Genomic DNA, 20,327 nt, shown 5'->3' with positions numbered 1-20,327 from the left:
GCCTGAGCCAGCGATCAACGATGCCGTTTCAGGCCCGTTGTGACCATAATCCGTGTTGAAATTTCCTCCACCGAGTAGGCAGTGGTGTTCAGATACGGAATCCTTTCCCGTTTATACATCAACTCAATCTCTTCAATCTCGTGCATGCATTGCTGCATGGACGAATAACGTGAATTGGGGCGCCGTTCGTTGCGGATGGTAGCCAGTCGTTCCGGCTCGATGGTCAGGCCAAACAGCTTCTGCTTGTGGGGCCGCAGCGGTGCTGGCATCTGCTGGTCGTCCAGATCTTCTTCAGTGATGGGGTAGTTCGCGGCCTTGATGCCGTATTGCAGCGCCAGGTACAGGCAAGTGGGTGTTTTGCCACTGCGGGACGCGCCGATCAGGATCAGGTCTGCTTCATCATAATGGCGGGTGCGGGCGCCATCATCGTTGTCCAGCGCAAAGTTGACCGCGTGAATGCGGCGCTCATAGCTGCCTGCGTTGTTGATGGCGTGGGACTTGCCCACGGAATAAGACGATGAGGAATTCAGTTCCTGCTCCAGGGGGTTCAGGAAGGTGCCGAAAATGTCCACCATAAAGCCGTCTGCGGTACTGATGATTTTCCGAATATCCCTGTTCACGATGGTGTCGAACACCAGCGGCCTCTCGCCGTCTATGGCGGCTGCCTTGTTGATCCGGTCGACAAGATTGCGGGCCTTCTCTTCATCGTCAATGTAGGGCTCTGTTATTCTCTCGAAATCGATTTTTTCGAACTGGGCCAACAGAGCATGGCCCAAGGCCTCAGCAGTCAGGCCGGTGCCATCAGAGATGAAAAACGCGGTTCTTTTCATGGTTGTGTCCGATTGGGTGATCGCGATTCGGAGGGACGATGTTGGTTGCGTCCCTAGGTAATTTCCGCAGCTTACAGTATCATACACGCCAGTTTCGAGACTCCGCGCTACCAAGACTCAAGGGAGACACGCTTTGGAAGATTACATAATCTGGTTTGACCACCTGGGAATGTCCGACGTAGACCGTGTCGGAGGCAAGAACGCCTCTCTCGGTGAAATGATCAGTAATCTCGCCAATGCTGGTGTTACCGTCCCTGGCGGTTTCGCTACCACTGCACACGCTTATCGTGAATTTCTGGCCACCGACGGCCTGAAAACCCGTATCGACGACGCCCTGGATGCGCTTGACGTCAACGACGTCAATGAGCTCGCACGTGTGGGCGCCCAGATCCGCCAATGGGTGATTGAAACGCCTTTCCCGGATGCCTTGGAAAACGCTCTGAAAGAGGCATTTGCCAGTTTGCAGGATGGTAACAGCAACATGGCCGTGGCTGTGCGTTCCTCTGCGACGGCCGAAGATTTGCCGGATGCCTCCTTCGCGGGCCAGCAGGAAACCTTCCTGAATGTGGTGGGCCTGGAGCAGGTGCGTACTTCAGTAAAAGAAGTGTTCGCCTCGCTGTTTAACGATCGCGCGATTTCCTATCGGGTACACCACGGTTTTGATCACAAGCTGGTGGCTTTGTCGGCCGGAATCCAGAAGATGGTGCGCAGCGAAACTGCCTCCAGTGGCGTGATGTTTACCCTGGACACCGAGTCCGGTTTCCGGGATGTGGTGTTCATTACCTCTTCCTACGGCCTGGGCGAGACAGTGGTGCAGGGTGCGGTGAACCCGGACGAATTTTACGTTCACAAACCGACACTTGAAGCTGGCCGTCCGTCTGTACTGCGGCGCAATCTCGGCAGCAAGGCCATCAAGATGGTCTACCACAGCGAGCCGGGCGAAGGTAAGTTTGTTGAAACAGTGAAAGTTGAGCAGGAAGATCGTAACCGCTTCTCGATCAACGATTCCGAAGTGGAAGAACTGGCCAAGCAGGCCATGATTATCGAAAAGCACTATCAGCGCCCGATGGACATCGAATGGGCGAAAGATGGTGACGACGGTCGCATCTACATTGTTCAGGCCCGTCCTGAAACCGTTAAAAGCCGTGCCTCTGCCAACGTGATGGAGCGTTACCTGCTGAAAGAAACCGGCAAGGTGGTGGTTGAGGGCCGCAGTATCGGCCACAAGATTGGCAGTGGCCCAGTCAAGATTATTACCAGCATCAATGAAATGGATCGGGTGCAGGCCGGTGATGTATTGGTTACCGATATGACCGACCCGGATTGGGAGCCGGTAATGAAGCGGGCGTCTGCCATCGTGACTGATCGTGGTGGCCGAACCTGTCATGCCGCCATCATTGCCCGTGAGCTGGGTATTCCTGCTGTGGTTGGCTGTGGCGATGCCACCGAAGAGCTGAAAGACGGCCAGCTGGTGACCGTGTCTTGCGCCGAAGGCGACACTGGCCTGATTTATGAAGGCGCGCTGGATTTTGAGCTGCGCGAAAACACTGTTGATTCCATGCCCAATATTCCGTTCAAGATCATGATGAACGTGGGGAATCCGGATCGCGCTTTCGATTTTCAGGCGTTGCCGAATGAAGGTGTGGGCCTGGCCCGCCTTGAGTTCATCATCAACCGGATGATTGGCGTTCATCCCAAAGCCTTGCTGAACTACGAAGGCTTGCCGCGGGACATCAAGCAGACGGTTGAAAAGCGTATCTCCGGCTACGAATCACCGGTGGATTTCTATGTCGACAAACTGGTTGAAGGCATTTCCACTCTGGCGGCGGCCTTTGCACCGAAGAAAGTGATCGTTCGGCTTTCTGACTTCAAATCCAATGAATACGCCAACCTGATTGGTGGCACCCTGTATGAGCCGGATGAGGAAAACCCGATGCTGGGTTTCCGGGGCGCATCCCGCTACATCTCGGAAACCTTCCGGGATTGTTTCGAACTGGAATGCCGCGCCTTGAAGAAAGTCCGCAATGAAATGGGGCTGACCAACGTGGAAGTGATGGTGCCCTTCGTGCGCACCGTAGGCGAAGCCGAACAGGTAGTGAGTCTGCTGGCGGAAAATGGCTTGAAGCGCGGCGAAAACGGCCTGCGGGTGATCATGATGTGCGAGCTGCCAGCCAACGCCTTGCTGGCAGACCAGTTCCTGGAGCACTTTGACGGCTTTTCGATTGGCTCCAACGACCTGACCCAGCTGACTCTGGGGCTGGATCGGGATTCCGGCATTATTGCCCACTTGTTCGATGAGCGTAACGATGCCGTAAAGGTTCTGTTGTCCAATGCGATTCAGGCCTGTAAGAAGGCTGGCAAGTACATTGGTATCTGCGGCCAGGGGCCGTCTGATCATCCGGATCTTGCCAAGTGGCTGATGGAAGAGGGCATCGATACGGTGTCCCTGAACCCGGATTCCGTACTGGATACCTGGTTCTTCCTGGCCGATGAAAAGATCGATTGATCAACCCTTCAAGGAAAAGGAGAACGAAAGCGTGAGCAACATTATTACTCCGGATTTGTGCGACGATTTTCCCGAAGTGAAGGTGGTCGAACCTGGCTTCAACAACTACGGTGGGGTGCGCCAGTTTGGTGGTGAAATCGTGACCGTGAAGTGCTTTGAAGACAACTCGGTGGTGAAAGAGCAGGTTGGTCTGCCGGGCAATGGCCGTGTCATGGTGGTTGACGGCGGCGGTTCCAAGCGCAACGCATTGTTGGGCGACATGCTGGCCGAAAAGGCAGCCAGCAACGGCTGGGCAGGCCTGGTGATTTATGGTTGCATCCGTGATGTGGATGAGATCGGCCAGACGAATCTAGGCGTCCAGGCGCTGGGTACGGTGCCCCGTAAAACAGAAAAGCGCGGGATTGGCGACCTGAACGTACCGGTGACTTTTCACGGTGTGACGTTTGAGCCAGGCCAGTATGTGTATGCCGATAACAACGGTATTATTGTGTCAGAGAAACCGCTGATATAACCCCTACGCGGTAAAGACACGGAAGTAAAACGGCGGCCTGCGGGCCGCCGTTTTATTATTGGGTCACTTCGATAATATTGATCCCAAGCAGGTAGCGGTCACCGTCCGGCTCGCACCTGACCACCTCGCAAAGTGTTTCCAGGGCAGGAAACTGGTCTCCATTGCCTTCAATACGGGCTTTCAGTTCGTCGCCCACCTCAAAGGCTGAGCCGATTGTCACCAGCATGCCAGCTGCACTGAGGTCTTTGCAGACACCCGCGTGACTCTGGCCATCCGGCCCGGTGACCGTGATGCTGCTGTTTACCTGCATACGGTGAAAATCGCGTTTTTCCGAATAGTCTTTCATCAGCTTACGCCCAGTTGTCGGTTTTTCTTGTCGGTTTGAGCATCGGGATAATAAGTGCCAGGAGCACACCGCCGAACACGAGGCCCGCACCCAGAAGCATAAAGTCGGAATCCTTGCTTGCCTGCAGTCGTTCGTTCTCTGCCGTCAGAACCTCCAGGTCATTGGAGAGTTTCTGGTTTTCTTCACGTAACTCGCGGTTTCTGCGTTCGAGGTTAATGGAATCTGCGGCGATATTCCTGATCCGCTGAAGCTCGCTTTGCAGGCCTTCGGCACGGTCTGAAAGGTTGCTTTCAGTGCTTTGGAGGTCATTGCGTTCATCGGTGACGACTTTCAGTTGTTCCCGGGCCTTTTCCAACGCGGTGCGGGTCTCATCCAGTTGGCGGGTAATGCGCTTGAGCTGATCCGCGGCAATGGGCTCATTGCTCAGGTATTGGCTGGAAACCCAGCCTTCGGTGCCCTTGGGGGTTCGAACCCGTGTGTAGGTGTCGCCTGCTTCGAGCACTTCCAAAGGAGTTCCGCTGGGTACCGCATTCTCGATAATACGATACTGTGTTCCTGCTCCTGAGCGCACGGGAAGATAAAGCTGGTCGTCAACCCAAACGGTACGGGCCTGCGCGACAGAGGCCGAGCTGACAATGAGAATGGTGCAGATAAGGAGGCGGAGCGGTGTCACGGGCAATGGTTCCCTGAGTGTTATTACGGATGATTAAAAAACGCAATTCTGTCACATGGCGGCCGCTATTCAAGCACTGCAGGGTTACAATCCGCTCATGCGGCCGCGTTTGTTTGGTTGTGCACGGCTGTGGTCTACGGCAGGGCAACCACATAGGGTTTTACAGTAACCTGCTGGTAGACGCCGGCTTCAATGTAAGGGTCTGCATCGGCCCAGGCTTGCGCATCCTCCAGCGAATCAAACTCGGCGATCACCAGGCTGCCTGTGAACCCGGCGTCGCCGGGGTCGGCAGAATCGATTGCCGGGTGGGGGCCTGCAACCAGCAGCCTGCCATCTGCTTTCAGGGTTTCAAGGCGCGCCAGATGAGCAGGGCGCGCTTGCTTGCGCAGGGGCAGGCTGTTGTTGATGTCTTCGCTGATGATGGCGTAATACATGGGTGCTCGCTCTGGTACTGGCCCGCGTTAGGGAGCCCGGCATAGGGCTGTTACAATGGGGCCTGTTCATTTTTTGGATTTGTTTGTGACTATACCTCAAGACTCCCCGGTGTGCATTGATCTGCATTGCCACAGTACCGCGTCGGATGGCGCCCTGTCGCCATCGTTGCTCATTGCCAGAGCGCAGGAACAGAAAGTGGATTATCTGGCCCTGACGGATCATGACACCATCGCCGGACTGTCTCCCGCCAGAGAGGCCCTGGAGGGCTCTGATCTTACACTGATCAACGGTGTCGAGCTTTCCTGCGTCTGGCGTAGCCATACTATCCATGTGGTCGGGCTGGATTTTGTTGATACCGATCCGGCGTTTCTGGCGGCCCTTGCGCGACAGAAGGAAAACCGGTGGCAACGTGCAAGAATGATTACCGAGCGCCTGCACAAGCTGAGGGTGAATGACTTGCTGGAAAAGGCGACAACTATTGCGGGTGGCGATGTACCGGGCCGCCCACATTTTGCCGAAGTGTTGGTGAATGAGGGCGTGGTTCCCCGCGTTGAGCACGCCTTTAAGCGCTACCTCGGCAGCGGCAAGCCCGGTGACGTGAAAGCCTGCTGGCCGGAATTGGCCGAGGTTGTGGGCTGGGTTCGGGCTGCCGGCGGTATCGCTGTACTGGCTCATCCCCGCAAGTATCGGCTGACAGCCACCCGGTTGAGGGAGCTGGTGGCCGACTTCCAGCGCGCAGGAGGCCAGGGAATTGAAGTGTCTGTGTCGGGGCAGTCCAGCGGCGATCTGGGGTTTGTCGCTGAGCTTGCAAGAAGGCAGGGGTTGTGGGCGTCTCAGGGTAGTGATTTTCACTTTCCGGGTGCGCCCTGGTGCGAACTTGGCCGGATAACAAAAATGCCAGAGGGGCTAGAGCCCGTCTGGCATCATTTTCGGCAACCAATCAACGCCTGAGGCGTTAGTCCGGCGCGTGAAACAGCAGGTAGAGATCGGTCAGTGAGTCCGGAATGGCTTCGGCCATTTTGCCTGCAAGCTTCTCGTCATTTCGGGCATTTTCGAAGTCTTCGTCTTCGAACAACCCGGAAAGCGTTAGCATGGGCACCATAAGGTCTGCCACTTCCTCTTCGTCGGCGGCTTGCAGCCACTCTTCCTCGTGTTCAAGGAAGGTATCGACAAAGCCTGCGCACCAGTTCTCCAGCGCGTTCATGGGATCGCCATCTTCCGGTTCGGGCAGTTCCAGTGCCTGGCCCATATCCAGGGCATTGGCCATGCTCCTGGCCAGGTGCTCGACACACTGGCGGAAGATGGGCGGTACACCCCCTTCCGGCAGTTGGTCGGTTCCCGTGGCCAGGCGGAAGATATCTTCCGCCTTCAGGGCTTCAGGGCCGATGACACTGGCACAGACAACGCCGTGAAAACCGAAGAAATCCAGCGCTTCATCGCCCCAGGGCTCCGCAAACAAAATATCTTCAAGCTGTTCTATGTCGGAATTGCTCAGCATATCTATTCGCTCCCACCCTGACTGGCTTCTTCGGCCTTTTTGGCAGCTTCAGCCGCGCGCTGGCGTTTGCGCACTTCACGCGGATCGTTGTAAGCCCTTCCTGGCGTCACCGGCACCTCTGGCGCTTTTTCGGCAGCCTTGGGTGCTTCCTCGTTGGCTTTGGCACCAACCTTGTCTGCCACAGGAGCAGCAGGCCTGGTGGCTTCTGCCTTGGGTTCATCCAGAGTGACCTTGGCCGGAGCGTCGGGCTTCTTCGGCTCGTCAGCTGCAGGTTTCGGTATGCTGGCAGCTTCGGGCTTGTCGGATGCCTTTTTTGTCGCTTCAGCATCTGCAGACCCGCTGGCCGGTTCTGACTTGCTGGAAACTGTGGCTGCAGCATCTGGAACTGGCTGGCCTGCTGCTTTCTCATTCAGCTTGTCTGCGGGTGCCGCTGCGGCGTTCGCTTTGGTCGCAGGCTTGACGGAAGCTTCAGTGTCTTCCGGTTTTGCTACAGAGGTTGTTCCTTCAGTTGGCTTTTCCGCCTCATTTTGCGGGGTTTGGCCAGGATTTGAGCGAGGTTTGCGTTGGCGGCCGTTGCTGCGGCCTTTGCGCCCATCCTTCTTCTCCAAACCTTCATCAGCGTCTTTGCCGGTGCCTGTGTCTGCCTTTTTGTCGTCTGCAGCCTTCGCGGTATCGCCTTCGGGCTTCTCGCTGTCAGGTTTTGGCGAAGTGGTTTCCGCTCGGGCCTCGTGTTTTTCAGGTGAGGCTGCCGAGCCTGCTTTCTCTTTGTCTTGAGTTGCAGGTTGTTCGGCTGCGGCGGTGTCTTTGGCCGGTTTGGCTTCTGTTGAGGCTGCCTGTACTGGCTTGCTGTCAACAACCGCCGTTGCAGTTACATCATCGGCGGCCTTTTCTGGCTGGGTGTCTTTCTGATGTTTGTTACTGCGCTCGGCCTTCCGTTCTGCCGGGGTTGATACTGGTACATCGGCCGGGGAGCCATCGCGATTACGCTGGCGGCGCGGCTTGCGGGGCTGCTCATCACCGGATGGCTTTTCACTGGCCACGCCTTTCTGGTTTTCCGGCTGGCTCTTCTGGTCACGCTGCGGGCGATTGCGGCTCTGGCCCCGGCTCTGGTTATCCTTGCGGCTATCCCGGCGGCCGTCGTTGCCTTTGTTGTCACCGCTTTTGCCATCGCTACTGCGGTCGTCACGACTTTGCTGACGGCTCTGATTGCCGCGGCTCTGGTCGTCACTGCGATTGTTGCGGTTACGATTACGGTTATCATCGCCGCGGTTTTGCTGGCTACCCTGGCGGCGATCGTTGCCGCTGCGGTTGCCACCGGAACGCTGATCGTCGCGGGCTACCCGGGACTTCCTGCGATCCTGGCGTGCCTGGTTGCGCCGCTCATCAGGCTGTTTTGCGGCCGGTTCTTTTCGCCCGTTTTGTTCGGGCTGCTCGCCCCGGAAGAAGCAAGCGATCTTCTTGCCCAGTTTGCTGAACAGGCCAATCTCCTGCTCCTCTTGCTCGGCTACCCCAGCAGCGGGGGCAGGAGCGGGGGCCGGGGCTGCAGGGCGAATCGCCTTGACCGCAGCCTGTTCCCGAACCGGCTTCTCGGCGCCCGGCAGTTCAACAACGGCCTCTTCTTCCCGGTCACTGTACTCCTGGGCCACCTGATGGCTGGGTACGTGCTCCGGAGAGGTTTCGTCCTGGCGTAGACGCAGAATCTCGAAGTGAGGCGTTTCCATAGTCGGTACCGGGGCGACAATGACATCCACACCCTGGCGGCTTTCGATATCAGCCAGCTGCTTGCGCTTTTCGTTCAGCAGGAAGGTTGCCACAGAAACCGGTACCATGGCACGGACTTCGGCTGTCTTCTCTTTTGAGGACTCCTCGTAGATCAGACGCATGATACTCAGCGCCAGGGATTCGATGCCCCGGATTGTGCCCTGGCCTTCGCAACGGGGGCAGACTTCACTGCGGGTTTCGCCCAGAGAGGGGCGCAGGCGCTGACGGGACATTTCCAGCAGTCCGAACCGGGAAATTTTGCCGACCTGAACGCGCGCGCGATCCAGCTCCAGTGCCTCACGCATTTTCTGCTCGACTTCCCGCTGGTGTTTGGCGGGCGTCATATCGATAAAGTCGATGACAATCAGGCCACCCATATCGCGCAGGCGCAACTGGCGGGCGATCTCTTCCGCCGCTTCGAGGTTGGTTTGCAGCGCGGTTTCTTCAATATCCTGACCTTTGGTGGCGCGCGAGGAGTTGATGTCGATAGACACCAGGGCTTCGGTCGGGTCGATGACAATAGAGCCGCCTGATGGCAGTTTTACTTCGCGCTGGAAGGCGGTTTCGATCTGGCCTTCGATCTGGTAGCGGCTGAAAAGCGGTATTTCATCTTTGTAGAGTTTGATCTTGTTCTCGAACGACGGCATCACCGCACGCACAAAGCTGAGCACGTCCTCGTACACACTGCCGGCGTCGATCAACACTTCACCAATATCCTGGCGCAGGTAATCCCGAACGGCTCGGATAATTACGTTGCTCTCCTGGTGGATCAGGAACGGCGCTTTGCGTTCGTCTGCGGCCTGGGTAATGGCCTCCCAGAACTGTACCAGATAGTCGAGATCCCACTGCAGTTCTTCCGAGGTTCGGCCGATACCCGCGGTACGGACAATGATGCCCATGGATTTCGGCACCTGGACATCGTTCATGGCATCTTTCAGCTGGGCCCGGTCTTCACCTTCGATGCGGCGCGAGATGCCGCCGGCACGGGGGTTGTTCGGCATCAGCACCAGATAGCGGCCAGCCAGAGAAATAAAAGTGGTCAGCGCGGCGCCCTTGTTGCCGCGCTCTTCTTTATCGACCTGCACGATGACTTCCTGACCCTCGGAGACAACATCCTTGATGTTGATCTTGCCTTCAATCTGGCCAGGTGATTTCTTGAAATATTCCTTGGAGATTTCTTTTAGCGGTAGAAAACCATGACGTTCGGCGCCGAAGTCGACAAATGCCGCTTCAAGGCTGGGCTCTACCCGGGTGATGCGCCCTTTGTAAATATTGGCTTTTTTCTGTTCGCGGGTGCTGGATTCGATATCCAGATCAAACAGCCGCTGGCCGTCTACCAGAGCTACGCGCAACTCTTCCGGGTGGGTTGCATTTATCAGCATTCTTTTCATGAGAAATGAAGGAGTTCCTGTCAGTTGTTGATGACAGAAAACCGGGGAGACAATTGTGAAGAGGGATGTGCGTGCCGCGGGCTTATACTGCACAGGCGCCAGCGGCCAGACGAATCAGACCTTGCCGGGCTGTAATCCTGGATGTCTGAGACCACCGCCGATGCAGCTCCTGCCAACAGGCGGAGCGGGATCGAGTAGGGTGAAAGTCTGTTGACGCATAGTATCCGTTGTCAGGTTCACACAACTCCCTGGGTCTCACGTCGTATTGTTTGCTGGACGGCCCGGGGTTGCGTGGCAATGATTCTTCGTAATGTCGCCCGACGGTTTTCTGGTCGGCTTTTTCTTCTCCGGGGCAGGTTACAGCCGTTTTCGGTCTGGCCTGTGTTCCGGGAGTGTTTCCGGTTTGCGCCGCCTCCGGTAATGTGTGGCTTGGCGGCGTTCAAACTCTTAATCAGTATCGGTATACTTCTGCCGCTCCGGCTTCTGACCAGGATCTGTCAGGCCGTAAACAAACGACAAAGCACGCTGGAATATAACAGGTAACCCGGTGCCCGACAACTCTTTGGTGACGGCCCCGGGATTGCGCTAAATCGTCTTCTTCCAGCGTGCGGTGACAGAGGGTTTCCATGTCCCGAAAACCAGATTCCGGAAAAGCCGCGCCAGCGCCGTCCCGGTCGGCTACCCATCCGGTACCGGCAAAAGGCCAGGTTGCCACCGGTGTTCAGTGGGTGACTGTTGATGAGGATATGGCTGGCCAGAGGCTGGACAACTTTCTTCTGGCCCGGCTGCGGGGAGTGCCTAAAAGCATCGTGTACCGGATTGTAAGGAAGGGCGAGGTGCGGGTAAACAAGGGGCGCGTTAAGCCGGATGCCCGGCTGAGTTCGGGGGATGTGGTGCGCATACCGCCGGTGGTGCAGAAGGCCCGGGCGGAGCAGCCTGTGCCGGGTGCCCGGGTTCAGCAGGTGGTTGAGGCGGCAGTGGTCTTTGAAAACGATGACATGCTAGTGGTGAACAAGCCCTCGGGCATTGCTGTTCATGGCGGCAGCGGCCTGAGTTTCGGGTTGATTGAAGTGTTACGTTCTGCCCGTCCGGATGCCCGTTTTCTTGAGCTGGTGCACCGGCTGGATCGGGACACCTCGGGGCTTGTCATGGTGGCCAAAAAGCGGTCGGCACTCAGGTTTCTGCAGGATGAGCTGAGGAATAAGCGTATCCGCAAGTACTATCATGCGCTGGTTGCAGGGAGCTGGTCTGACAAAGTCAGGCGGGTTGCCGAGCCTTTGTTGCGATACGAAATGCCCAATGGCGAAAGGCGGGTTCGGGTGAGCGAAGAAGGCAAGGAGTCGCTGACCCTTTTTTCGTGTCTGCAAGCGTTCCATGGGTATAGTCTGGTAGAGGCGTCTCCGGTGACTGGCCGGACTCACCAGATCCGAGTGCACAGTGCCTGGGCGGGGCATCCGATTGCGGGCGACGACAAGTACATGGACGATGCGAGCCAGAAGGCTTTCCGGGCTATTGGTGGGCAACGGTTGATGCTGCATGCCAGGGCTCTGGAGTTCTGTTTGCCGGGGTCGGGAGACTCTCTTCGGCTGGAAGCCCCTTACGATGAGCCCTTTGCAAAGGTGCTTGAAGAATTGTCAAAGCGAAACGGGAAGCATGACGGATGAATGTAAAGGTTGTTATTTTTGACTGGGACGGGACGCTGATCGACTCGGTGGATCATATCGCCGACAGCCTGCATCAGGCCGCGACCGAGCTGGGCTACCCGGAGCTGGAGCGGGAAGCGTACCGCGACATTATCGGTCTTGGCATGATTGAGGCGCTGGAGAAGCTGTATCCGGGCCTGAGCCGTGAGGAAATGCTGCGCATCCGAGAAGGTTACGCCGGCTACTTCTTCAAAAAAGTGACAACGCCGCAGAATGTGTTTGATGGCATGGCCGACGTGGTCGCTGATGTCAGGGGGGCGGGGCAAGGCTGTTCGGTTGCCACGGGTAAGAGCCGTCGCGGCCTTGAGGTGGCGCTTACTTCCAGTGGTCTGGGGCCCCATTTCGACATTACCCGCTGCGCGGATGAAACGCGATCCAAGCCCCATCCTCTGATGCTTGAGGAGATTCTTGCCTTCTACGGTTACGAGCCGGATGAAGCGGTGATGATCGGTGATACGCGCTACGATCTGGAGATGGCGCAGCGTATCGGTATGCCGTCCATCGGCGTTGACTGGGGAGTGCACGGGCGCGATGTTCTGGGTGAATATGCGCCCCGTGCGGTTGTCAGTTCCGTGGACGAGTTGCGCAAAGTGCTTGGGCTTCGACCATAGAAGCGCTTGAGCTTCGCCGATTAATGATGAAATTTGTTTGCAGGGGAAAAGCATGAGTGAGTGGGACAAGGACGGGCAATCCGGTTGGGATGATGCCCCGGTCGGGCAGGAGAAGCCTTCGGAAGGAAAGCGTTTTTTTGGTTCGAAGAAGCCAAATATTCCGCCGGAAAACGGTCGTGACTGGCGGTTGATTGAAAAGCTGGTAATGTCTTTGCAAGCAGAGCAGAAGCGAAGCCGGCGCTGGGGTATATTCTTCAAACTGCTGACCTTTGTATATCTGGCCGCCCTGTTGTTTATGGTTCGTTCGCCCATCGGCGAAGGGGTGGCGGCCGCCGCCGGAGCGCATACCGCGCTGGTGGAAGTGAATGGCCCGATTGCTGCCGATGAGCTCGCAAGCGCGGACAACCTTGTCGGAGCCTTGCGGGCAGCGTTCGAGGCCGAGAACTCCCGGGCCGTGGTGTTGCGGATCAATAGCCCTGGAGGCAGCCCGGTGCAATCCGGGTATGTCTACGATGAAATCAAACGACTGAGAGTCGAGTATCCGGACAAGAAAGTCTATGCGGTGATTTCGGATATAGGGGCTTCCGGCGCTTACTATATAGCGGCTGCTGCCGATGAGATCTACGCCAACCGGGCGAGTCTGGTCGGATCAATCGGCGTGGTTGCCGGAGGTTTTGGTTATACAGGGGTTATGGAGAAGCTGGGCGTTGAGCGCCGGCTGTATACATCTGGTGACAATAAGGCATTTCTGGATCCATTTTCGCCCGAGCAGGAGCAGGAGGTGGCGTTCTGGCAGGGTGTTCTCGAGAACACTCATCAGCAATTTATCGAAGCCGTAAAAGCAGGGCGTGGCGATCGCCTTGCTGATGATGATCGCCTGTTCAGCGGGCTTGTCTGGAGTGGCCAGCAGGCTGTGGAGCTTGGCCTGGTAGATGGATTGGGTAGTACCTCCTGGGTTGCGCGCCAGCTGGTAGGTGAGGAAGAGCTGGTCGATTACAGTCGAAGCCGGTCGCCGCTGCAGAAGTTTGTGGAGCAGCTTGGGGTCTCGGTGGGGCAGGGCGTTGCCGGTTATCTGGCGAGTGCCAGGCTGGAATTGCGTTAACCGGCTTTCTGGCTTAGCCGTGGGTCAACGGATTGACACCAGCCTGAATCAGTATGCTTGTCAGCGCGATGAGTGGCAGGCCGATCAGGCTGTTTGGGTCGTGGCCTTCCATGCTGCTGAACAGCGTGATGCCGAGGCCTTCCATCTTGAAGCTGCCAGCGCAATCATACGGTGTTTCTTTGTGCAGATAGCCCTCGATCTCGGGCTCGGACAGCACCCTGAAATGAACATCAAAGGGTTCGCAATGGCTTGTTATGGTATCGGTGCGGGTGTCCAGTACAGCCAGGCCGGTGAGGAAGCGGATGCGTTGGCCGCTGCTATGCATGAGTTGCGCCCGGGCGGCCTGGTGGCTGCCGGGCTTATTCAGCAGGGTGCCATCCGGCAGGGTTGCAACCTGATCAGAGCCGATGATCAGGCTGTCGGGGTAGTCATGTTGTAGTGCCCGGGCCTTTTCGCGGGCCAGTCGCACGGCAAGATGTTCGGGGTTTTCGCCCGGGGACGGTGATTCGTCAATATCAGGGCTGGCTGTGGTGAACGTCAACCCCAGACGCGCCAGGAGTTGCTTGCGGTAAGGCGATGACGAAGCCAGTACGATGTTCGGGTTGGGCATGATCGGTGTTCTCTTTGTCTGTTGGGGGCGGAGCCGTCCGGGCAGTGTATCATCGTAAAATACCCTTATTTTCAGCAGTTGCTACTGCAGAAAGGCGATTAAGCTTTGACAGAAGCGGGTCCCGCCCCTAGAATTGCGCGCCTATGTCCAATGCACCAATCGTCGAGCTGCCCAGATCCGTAGACCCCAACCGTCTTGCGGAACAAAACGTAACGCTTGAAGGGGGAGTCCCTTTCAAGGCGTTGTCTCGTTTTTTCGGGGCTGTACCGGGGCTTCCCGAAGATGGACAGTGTCGTGTCAGACTGGAGTTTTATCTTGACGGAGAGCGCCGAAGGGTGGTTTCCGGCCAGTTGACGGCACCGGTTGTGCTCGAGTGCCAGCGCTGTATGGGCGACATGCAGGCGGTTCTGGAGTCTGCCTTTGAACTGGGGCTGGTGATTAGCGATGAGCAGGCGCAGCGCTTGCCAAAGGCGCTGGAGCCTTTCCTTGTGGAAGACTACAGTGCGGATCTCTGGTCGATGGTGGAAGACGAGCTGCTGCTTGTGTTACCTCCGTTTCCCCTGCACGAGCGCGACGACTGCCCGGCAAAAGAAGAGCTTGAGGCGCTGGAGCCGGCCCGTGAGCCGCTCGAGCCAGAAGTTGAAAAGAGAAAAGACAACCCGTTCAGTGTTCTGTCGGGTTTGAAAACGACTAAGCATTAACGCATTCGAAAATAGGTCAGGAGCATAATCATGGCTGTACAGCAAAACCGTAAGACCCGTTCCAAGCGTGGCATGCGCCGTTCACACGACGCGCTGACTGCTGCTGCGCTGTCTACCGATTCCACCACTGGCGAAGTTCATCGTCGCCACCACGTATCTCCGGATGGTTTCTACCGGGGTAAGCAGGTTGTAGAAGCCCGCGACGAGTAACATCGTCGGGATCTGTACCTGACCTGTGCCGCATGAGCGCGTGGTGAGCAAGCCTGTCACCATAGCCATTGATGCCATGAGCGGTGATCGCGGGGCATCTGTGGTGGTTCATGCTGCGCTGGATGCAGTGCGTAAAAACGAAGCCTTGAGTCTTGTTCTTGTAGGAATACGGAGCGAGCTTGAGGCTTTGTTGTGTGAGGGTCATGCCAGAATACGCATTGTTGAAGCGGCAGACGTGGTGCGCATGAACGAGCGCCCCTCCCATGCGCTTCGGCACAAGAAAAGCTCCTCCATGGCAATTGCCCTTGGGCTGGTTCGCGATGGTGAGGCTCAGGGGTGTGTGAGTGCCGGTAATACCGGGGCCCTGATGGCGTTCGGCCGCTCGATCATCCGCATGTACCCGGGTATTGAACGGCCTGCCATTTCCAAACTTATTCCTTCTCTGCGTGGCCGGTGTCATGTCCTTGACCTGGGCGCCAATGTCGATTCAACCGCCGAAAATCTTTACCAGTATGCATTGATGGGGTCGCTCATGGCCTCTGCGATCTGTTCCGAAACCGAGCCCCGGGTGGCCTTGCTGAATGTGGGTGAGGAGGAGATCAAGGGCAATGAGCAGGTAAGGCTTGCCTCTCACATGCTCGCTCAGTGCGATACCATAAACTACATCGGCTATGTTGAGGGCAGCGATCTCTTCCGGGATGTAGCAGATGTTGTTGTGTGCGACGGTTTTGTCGGAAATATAGCGCTGAAAACCGGCGAAGGCGTTGCCGGGTTGTTGATTGAGTTACTTGAACAGGCGTTTACCCGCTCGCCCTACAACCGGTTTGTCGGCATGCTTGCCAAGCCGATTATCGGCCGCCTGCTGCAGTTGATGGATCCCTCCCGTCATAATGGCGCCAGCCTGCTTGGCCTTCAGGGTGTGGTGATAAAGAGTCATGGCAACGCCAACGAAAGAGCGATGCTGGCGGCGATTCAACAGGCTGTTCGGGAAGTTGAGCTGGAAGTGCCACGAAGGATCAACGAAAGACTGGACGATCTGGTGTTATGATTCCCCTCCTGTCGGCTTGAGACTAAAGTCGTCCCGCGCGCAGCGCATAGAGCGCGGATAATTGGCCTGAATTGTACTATTGGCTAATCTTCACCAACCCTTCAATAACGATAAGATTCGGCTTATGAAATCAGCATTTGTTTTTCCCGGACAAGGCTCGCAGTCGATCGGTATGCTGGCCGGTGCCGCTGAGGCGTGGCCCATGGTCAGCAAGACCTTTAACGATGCCTCTAATGTGCTCGGTTATGATCTGTGGCATCTGTGCCAGAATGGCCCGGCCGAGGAACTCAACAAAACCGCAATTACCCAGCCGGCGCTTCTTACGGCCAGTGTGGCTTTGTGGCGGCAATGGTGCGTTGCTGATGCCCCAAGGCCGGATTTTTTGGCCGGGCACAGCCTGGGTGAGTACAGTGCGCTGGTGGCGGCCGAGAGCCTGGATTTTGTTGAGGCGGTCAAGCTGGTTCAGCTGCGTGGCGAATTGATGCAGGACGCGGTGCCGGCAGGCGAAGGTCGTATGGCTGCCATTCTCGGGCTTGAAGATGCCGATGTTCTGGCAGCGTGTGAAGAAGCTGCCGGTAATGATGTGGTAGCAGCGGTCAACTTCAATGCGCCGGGACAGGTTGTCATTGCAGGCTCATCTGCGGCCGTAGAGCGGGCAATAGAGGTTTGCAAGGCAAAAGGCGCCCGCAAGGCCATGCCATTGCCGGTGAGTGTGCCGTCCCACTGCGCCCTGATGAAAGGTGCGGCGGAACAGTTGGCCGAGGCGCTGGAAGACGTACGGTTTAACAACGCCCTGATACCGGTTGTGCAAAACGTAAATGCAGAACCGTCGACGGATGCCGAGACGCTCAAGCAGAATCTGCTGAAACAGTTGTATTCGCCGGTGCTGTGGACAGATTCTGTCAAGCGTCTGGCGGCTGACGGCGTAAACGTTGCAGTCGAGTGCGGTGCTGGCAAGGTGCTGGCCGGACTGGTCAAGCGAATCGATCGTTCCCTGCCGGTTCACAATATCGAAACCCCGGAGGCCTTGTCTGAGGCTATGAAGGCTTTCGGGAAGTCCTGATCACAGGGAGTTTGTTATGTCTTTGGAAGGCAAAGTGGCGCTGGTTACAGGTGCCAGTCGTGGTATCGGCAAAGCCGTAGCTCATGAATTGGCAAGGCTTGGCGCAGAGGTGGTTGGTACAGCCACCTCCGAGACTGGCGCCAAAGCGATTACCGATGGCCTGAAAGATGCGGGTTACGCCGGTTACGGTATCGTCATGAATGTGGCGGAGCCAGGGAGCATCGAGGCTGGGCTGAAAGAAATGACAGAGCGCTCCGGTGCGCCCCAGATTCTGGTGAACAACGCGGGTATCACCCGTGATAACCTGCTGATGCGTTTGAAGGATGACGACTGGGATTCGGTCATTGAAACCAATCTGTCGAGCGTCTATCGCACCAGCAAGGCTGTACTTCGCGGTATGGCGAAAGCCCGCTGGGGCCGGATTATCAATATCAGTTCTGTGGTTGCCGGTATGGGCAACCCCGGGCAGGGTAACTACTGTGCAGCGAAGGCCGGGGTTGAGGGCTTTACCCGCAGTCTTGCCAAGGAAATGTCCAATCGGGGCATTACTGCCAACTGCGTGGCCCCCGGATTTATTGATACCGATATGACGAAAAAACTGGACGATAAGCAGCGTCAGGCTATGCTGGAAATCATACCTGCAGGCCGACTGGGTGATCCCCGGGAAGTGGCCTCAGTGGTAGCGTTTCTGGCTTCCGACGGCGCGGCCTACGTAACTGGTGAAACGATTCATGTGAATGGCGGCATGTATATGGGGTAAGCCTGTTTCAGGCTGCAGTGCAACCCCTTGTCGCACAACATGTTTGCTTCAGTCCCTGCTTGTTTGAGGGTAGGGTTTAAACTAAACTGGCAGCCATTGAGTTGCTTGGTTGATATATAAAGTGAGGACATTATGAGTACAGTTGAAGAGCGCGTGAAGAAGATTGTTTGTGAACAGTTGGGCGTTAAAGAGTCCGAGGTTCAGAACACCTCTTCCTTCGTAGAGGATCTTGGCGCCGACTCACTGGACACTGTTGAGCTGGTTATGGCCCTTGAAGAGGAATTCGAGACCGAGATTCCTGATGAAGAGGCTGAGAAGCTGGGCTCTGTGCAGGATGCGATCGACTACATCGTTGCTCACACCTGATAGCCGCATCATCAGGTAGCCAGGAAAAAGCCGTCCTTTGGGCTAATTAAGGACGGCTTTTTTATTGGTAAAAAAAGACCGGTAGCGATCGGGCAAGACAAGCATCATTTGGGTGATTTGAGTTATGAGCAAGCGACGTGTTGTCATTACGGGGATGGGTATGCTGTCGCCGGTGGGTAACGACGTAAAAACTTCCTGGGAGGCCGTTCAGGCCGGGCGCAGTGGTATTGGTCTTATCGACCGCTTCGACGCCTCGGAGTATGGCACCCGTATCGGGGGGGCCGTCAAGGATCTGGATATCAGCCCCTGGTTGTCCACGAAAGACGCCCGCAAACTCGATGCTTTTATCCATTACGGCCTGATTGCAGCCCAGCAGGCGGTTGATGACAGTGGTCTTGAAGAGTTCGACGCCCTGGATAAGGAACGGGTTGGCATTGCCATCGGCTCTGGCATCGGTGGCCTCGAGTTCATCGAAAAAAATGTTATCCAGATGGAAAAGGCCGGGCCCCGTAAAGTGTCGCCTTTCTTTGTGCCTGCGTCTGTGATCAACATGATTTCCGGAAACGCCGGTATCCGGTTTGGCTACAAGGGCCCGAACATTGCTATTGTGACGGCGTGTACAACCGGTACTCACAACATCGGCTATGCGGCCCGAACTATCGCCTATGGCGATGCAGAGGTAATGCTGGCCGGTGGTGCAGAAATGGCAACCACGCGCAGTGGTGTGGCTGCTTTCTCTTCTGCCCGGGCGTTGTCGACGCGAAATGACGAGCCGCAAAAGGCCAGCCGTCCCTGGGATCGTGAGAGAGACGGTTTCGTGTTGAGCGACGGTGCAGGTGTTGTTGTGCTGGAGGAGCTTGAACACGCCAGGGCTCGGGGAGCCACGATTTACGGCGAGGTGATTGGTTTTGGTATGAGTGATGATGCCCATCACATCACCGCACCGCCGGCAGATGGCGAGGGAGCGGCGCGCTCCATGAAAAATGCCATTCGTGACGCAGGGCTGGCACCCGATGAGGTGGATTACATCAATGCTCACGGTACCTCCACCCAGGTCGGTGATGTTGCGGAGGTCGCTGCGGTGAAGTCAGTGTTTGGCAGCCATGCCAGCGGGCTTGCAATGAGCAGTACCAAGTCCATGACGGGCCACCTTCTCGGTGCCGCCGGTGCCGTAGAGGCGATCTTCTCGGTGTTGGCCGTTCGTGATGGCATTCTGCCGCCAACCATCAACCTGGATAATCCGGACGATGGCTGCGATCTGGATTTTGTTCCGCATACAGCCCGGGCCGCGGATATAAAGGTTGCCCTGTCGAATTCGTTCGGATTTGGCGGCACCAACGGTACGCTGATTTTCCGCCGATACGAAGGCTGACGGCTGATGCTTCAGCTGTGCTGGGCAGATGAAGCAGCGCTGGAGACGAACAACCGTGGCCTTACTTATGGCGATGGTTTGTTCGAAACCTTGCGGGTGGAGGGTGCGTCGGCACCCCTGCTTTCGTATCATCTGGACAGACTGGTTCGTGACGCGGGCAGGCTTGGCATTCCGGTTGCCCGCCACGACATTGCCCGCCACTGCGATTCTGCGCTGGCGCGCTATTGTGGGCTCTATGGCGATGCAGTCTGGATTCTCAAGCTTATCCTTACCCGAGGCGAGGGAGGGCGAGGCTACAGGCCTGCGCCAAACATGAGGCCGACGCTGATTCTCCAGCATGCTCCTGCACCGCAGGCGCCGCCTGCGGCTGGCGTCTATGTCGATTTCTCCAGGGTGCCCCTGACCGTCAACCCGGTGTTGTCTGGCATTAAAACCCTCAACCGGCTTGAACAGGTGATGGCGGCCCGTGAGCTGGTCGATCCAGTATTTGAAGTACTCATGAGTAATGCGGCCGGCGACGTGGTTGAGGGTACCCGAACCAATCTGTTTGTGCGTTTGCCGGAAGGGTGGGTAACGCCACCTGCATCGAGTCTGGCGGTTTCCGGCGTGATGCGCCAGCGTGTAATTGAGCGCTTGCACAGCGCTGGAGAGGCCCTAACAGAACGGCCGCTGGGCTTGGGCGAACTGGTAGGACACAGCTGCCAGGCCATTTGCCTGACCAATAGCGTACTCGGCGTGGTACCGGTGCGTAATCTTGCCGGGCAGGATTTGCCTGTGGATTCCATGCTTGCGACAATCTGCTCTCCCTCGAATTGACTGGATTGAACTCC

21 protein-coding genes are annotated in these 20,327 nt (G+C 56.9%); 14 read left to right on the top strand and 7 right to left on the bottom strand.

Going from position 1 to position 20,327, the window contains the following annotated elements; all coding sequences use genetic code 11:
* Window positions 1-14: 14 nt before the first annotated feature.
* A complete protein-coding gene (gene ppsR, locus C7H09_RS15490) occupies window positions 15-830 on the bottom strand; it encodes a posphoenolpyruvate synthetase regulatory kinase/phosphorylase PpsR (RefSeq protein WP_106764310.1) in 816 nt (271 codons plus the stop codon).
* A gap of 133 nt (window positions 831-963) precedes the next feature.
* Between ppsR and ppsA the strand changes: the two genes are divergently transcribed.
* Both ppsA and rraA read left to right on the top strand, forming a co-directional pair.
* Window positions 964-3,336 (top strand): phosphoenolpyruvate synthase, encoded by a 2,373-nt coding sequence (gene ppsA, locus C7H09_RS15485; RefSeq protein ID WP_106764308.1) that lies wholly within the window; start codon window positions 964-966, stop codon window positions 3,334-3,336.
* Window positions 3,320-3,847, top strand: coding sequence for a ribonuclease E activity regulator RraA (rraA, locus tag C7H09_RS15480; RefSeq protein WP_206074341.1), 528 nt, complete (start codon window positions 3,320-3,322; stop codon window positions 3,845-3,847). The genes ppsA and rraA overlap by 17 nt, the downstream gene beginning before the upstream one ends.
* A gap of 55 nt (window positions 3,848-3,902) precedes the next feature.
* Here rraA and C7H09_RS15475 read toward each other — a convergent pair whose 3' ends face one another.
* The 3 genes from C7H09_RS15475 to C7H09_RS15465 all read right to left on the bottom strand — a co-directional run bounded on the left by C7H09_RS15475 (window position 3,903) and on the right by C7H09_RS15465 (window position 5,300).
* Entirely contained in the window at window positions 3,903-4,193 is a 291-nt protein-coding gene (locus tag C7H09_RS15475; RefSeq protein ID WP_106764306.1) for a PilZ domain-containing protein, read from the bottom strand.
* 4 nt (window positions 4,194-4,197) lie between these two features.
* The gene (locus tag C7H09_RS15470; protein WP_106764303.1) at window positions 4,198-4,866 is read right to left on the bottom strand and encodes a TIGR04211 family SH3 domain-containing protein; all 669 of its coding nucleotides are present in this window, start codon (window positions 4,864-4,866) and stop codon (window positions 4,198-4,200) included.
* 134 nt (window positions 4,867-5,000) lie between these two features.
* Entirely contained in the window at window positions 5,001-5,300 is a 300-nt protein-coding gene (locus C7H09_RS15465) for a YciI family protein (protein WP_106764301.1), read from the bottom strand.
* 85 nt (window positions 5,301-5,385) lie between these two features.
* Between C7H09_RS15465 and C7H09_RS15460 the strand changes: the two genes are divergently transcribed.
* A complete protein-coding gene (locus tag C7H09_RS15460; RefSeq protein ID WP_106764423.1) occupies window positions 5,386-6,252 on the top strand; it encodes a PHP domain-containing protein in 867 nt (288 codons plus the stop codon).
* A gap of 4 nt (window positions 6,253-6,256) precedes the next feature.
* Here the strand turns inward: C7H09_RS15460 and C7H09_RS15455 are convergent, their stop codons facing one another.
* A complete protein-coding gene (locus C7H09_RS15455) occupies window positions 6,257-6,799 on the bottom strand; it encodes a YecA/YgfB family protein (protein ID WP_106764299.1) in 543 nt (180 codons plus the stop codon).
* Window positions 6,800-6,801: 2 nt separating this feature from the next.
* Window positions 6,802-9,951: a ribonuclease E gene (gene rne, locus C7H09_RS15450; RefSeq protein ID WP_106764297.1), complete on the bottom strand. Its 3,150-nt coding sequence runs from the start codon at window positions 9,949-9,951 to the stop codon at window positions 6,802-6,804.
* 626 nt (window positions 9,952-10,577) lie between these two features.
* Between rne and rluC the strand changes: the two genes are divergently transcribed.
* From rluC to C7H09_RS15435, 3 genes are read left to right on the top strand one after another with little or no spacing between them, the layout of a single operon-like run.
* Complete coding sequence (gene rluC / locus C7H09_RS15445) at window positions 10,578-11,615, top strand: 23S rRNA pseudouridine(955/2504/2580) synthase RluC (protein WP_106764295.1); 1,038 nt, start codon at window positions 10,578-10,580, stop codon at window positions 11,613-11,615.
* A complete protein-coding gene (locus C7H09_RS15440) occupies window positions 11,612-12,265 on the top strand; it encodes an HAD family hydrolase (protein WP_106764292.1) in 654 nt (217 codons plus the stop codon). The genes rluC and C7H09_RS15440 overlap by 4 nt, the downstream gene beginning before the upstream one ends.
* Window positions 12,266-12,317: 52 nt before the next feature.
* Complete coding sequence (locus C7H09_RS15435) at window positions 12,318-13,367, top strand: S49 family peptidase (RefSeq protein WP_106764289.1); 1,050 nt, start codon at window positions 12,318-12,320, stop codon at window positions 13,365-13,367.
* A gap of 13 nt (window positions 13,368-13,380) precedes the next feature.
* Here the strand turns inward: C7H09_RS15435 and C7H09_RS15430 are convergent, their stop codons facing one another.
* Window positions 13,381-13,977 (bottom strand): Maf family protein, encoded by a 597-nt coding sequence (locus C7H09_RS15430; protein ID WP_106764286.1) that lies wholly within the window; start codon window positions 13,975-13,977, stop codon window positions 13,381-13,383.
* 143 nt (window positions 13,978-14,120) lie between these two features.
* Here C7H09_RS15430 and C7H09_RS15425 point away from each other — a divergent pair, with 143 nt between their 5' ends.
* The 8 genes from C7H09_RS15425 to pabC all read left to right on the top strand — a co-directional run bounded on the left by C7H09_RS15425 (window position 14,121) and on the right by pabC (window position 20,313).
* Window positions 14,121-14,678, top strand: a complete 558-nt coding sequence (locus tag C7H09_RS15425; protein WP_106764283.1) for a YceD family protein — start codon at window positions 14,121-14,123, stop codon at window positions 14,676-14,678.
* 30 nt (window positions 14,679-14,708) lie between these two features.
* Complete coding sequence (rpmF, locus tag C7H09_RS15420) at window positions 14,709-14,888, top strand: 50S ribosomal protein L32 (RefSeq protein WP_029653924.1); 180 nt, start codon at window positions 14,709-14,711, stop codon at window positions 14,886-14,888.
* Between the two features lie 43 nt (window positions 14,889-14,931).
* Window positions 14,932-15,936 (top strand): phosphate acyltransferase PlsX, encoded by a 1,005-nt coding sequence (plsX, locus tag C7H09_RS15415; RefSeq protein ID WP_206074340.1) that lies wholly within the window; start codon window positions 14,932-14,934, stop codon window positions 15,934-15,936.
* 124 nt (window positions 15,937-16,060) lie between these two features.
* Window positions 16,061-16,999 carry an ACP S-malonyltransferase gene (fabD, locus tag C7H09_RS15410; RefSeq protein WP_106764279.1) on the top strand — a complete coding sequence of 313 codons (939 nt, stop codon included), beginning with the start codon at window positions 16,061-16,063 and terminating at the stop codon, window positions 16,997-16,999.
* A 16-nt stretch (window positions 17,000-17,015) separates the two neighbouring features.
* Complete coding sequence (gene fabG, locus C7H09_RS15405; RefSeq protein WP_106764277.1) at window positions 17,016-17,759, top strand: 3-oxoacyl-ACP reductase FabG; 744 nt, start codon at window positions 17,016-17,018, stop codon at window positions 17,757-17,759.
* 132 nt (window positions 17,760-17,891) lie between these two features.
* Complete coding sequence (acpP, locus tag C7H09_RS15400; protein WP_022988070.1) at window positions 17,892-18,125, top strand: acyl carrier protein; 234 nt, start codon at window positions 17,892-17,894, stop codon at window positions 18,123-18,125.
* 124 nt (window positions 18,126-18,249) lie between these two features.
* A complete protein-coding gene (gene fabF, locus C7H09_RS15395; protein ID WP_106764275.1) occupies window positions 18,250-19,497 on the top strand; it encodes a beta-ketoacyl-ACP synthase II in 1,248 nt (415 codons plus the stop codon).
* Between the two features lie 6 nt (window positions 19,498-19,503).
* Window positions 19,504-20,313, top strand: coding sequence for an aminodeoxychorismate lyase (gene pabC / locus C7H09_RS15390; protein ID WP_106764272.1), 810 nt, complete (start codon window positions 19,504-19,506; stop codon window positions 20,311-20,313).
* The last annotated feature ends 14 nt before the right edge of the window (window positions 20,314-20,327 follow it).

It is taken from the genome of Marinobacter fuscus (assembly GCF_003007675.1).
GTDB lineage: Bacteria > Pseudomonadota > Gammaproteobacteria > Pseudomonadales > Oleiphilaceae > Marinobacter > Marinobacter fuscus.
Note: the sequence above shows the minus strand (reverse complement) of the source record. Positions and strands in the feature narration are given on the sequence as shown.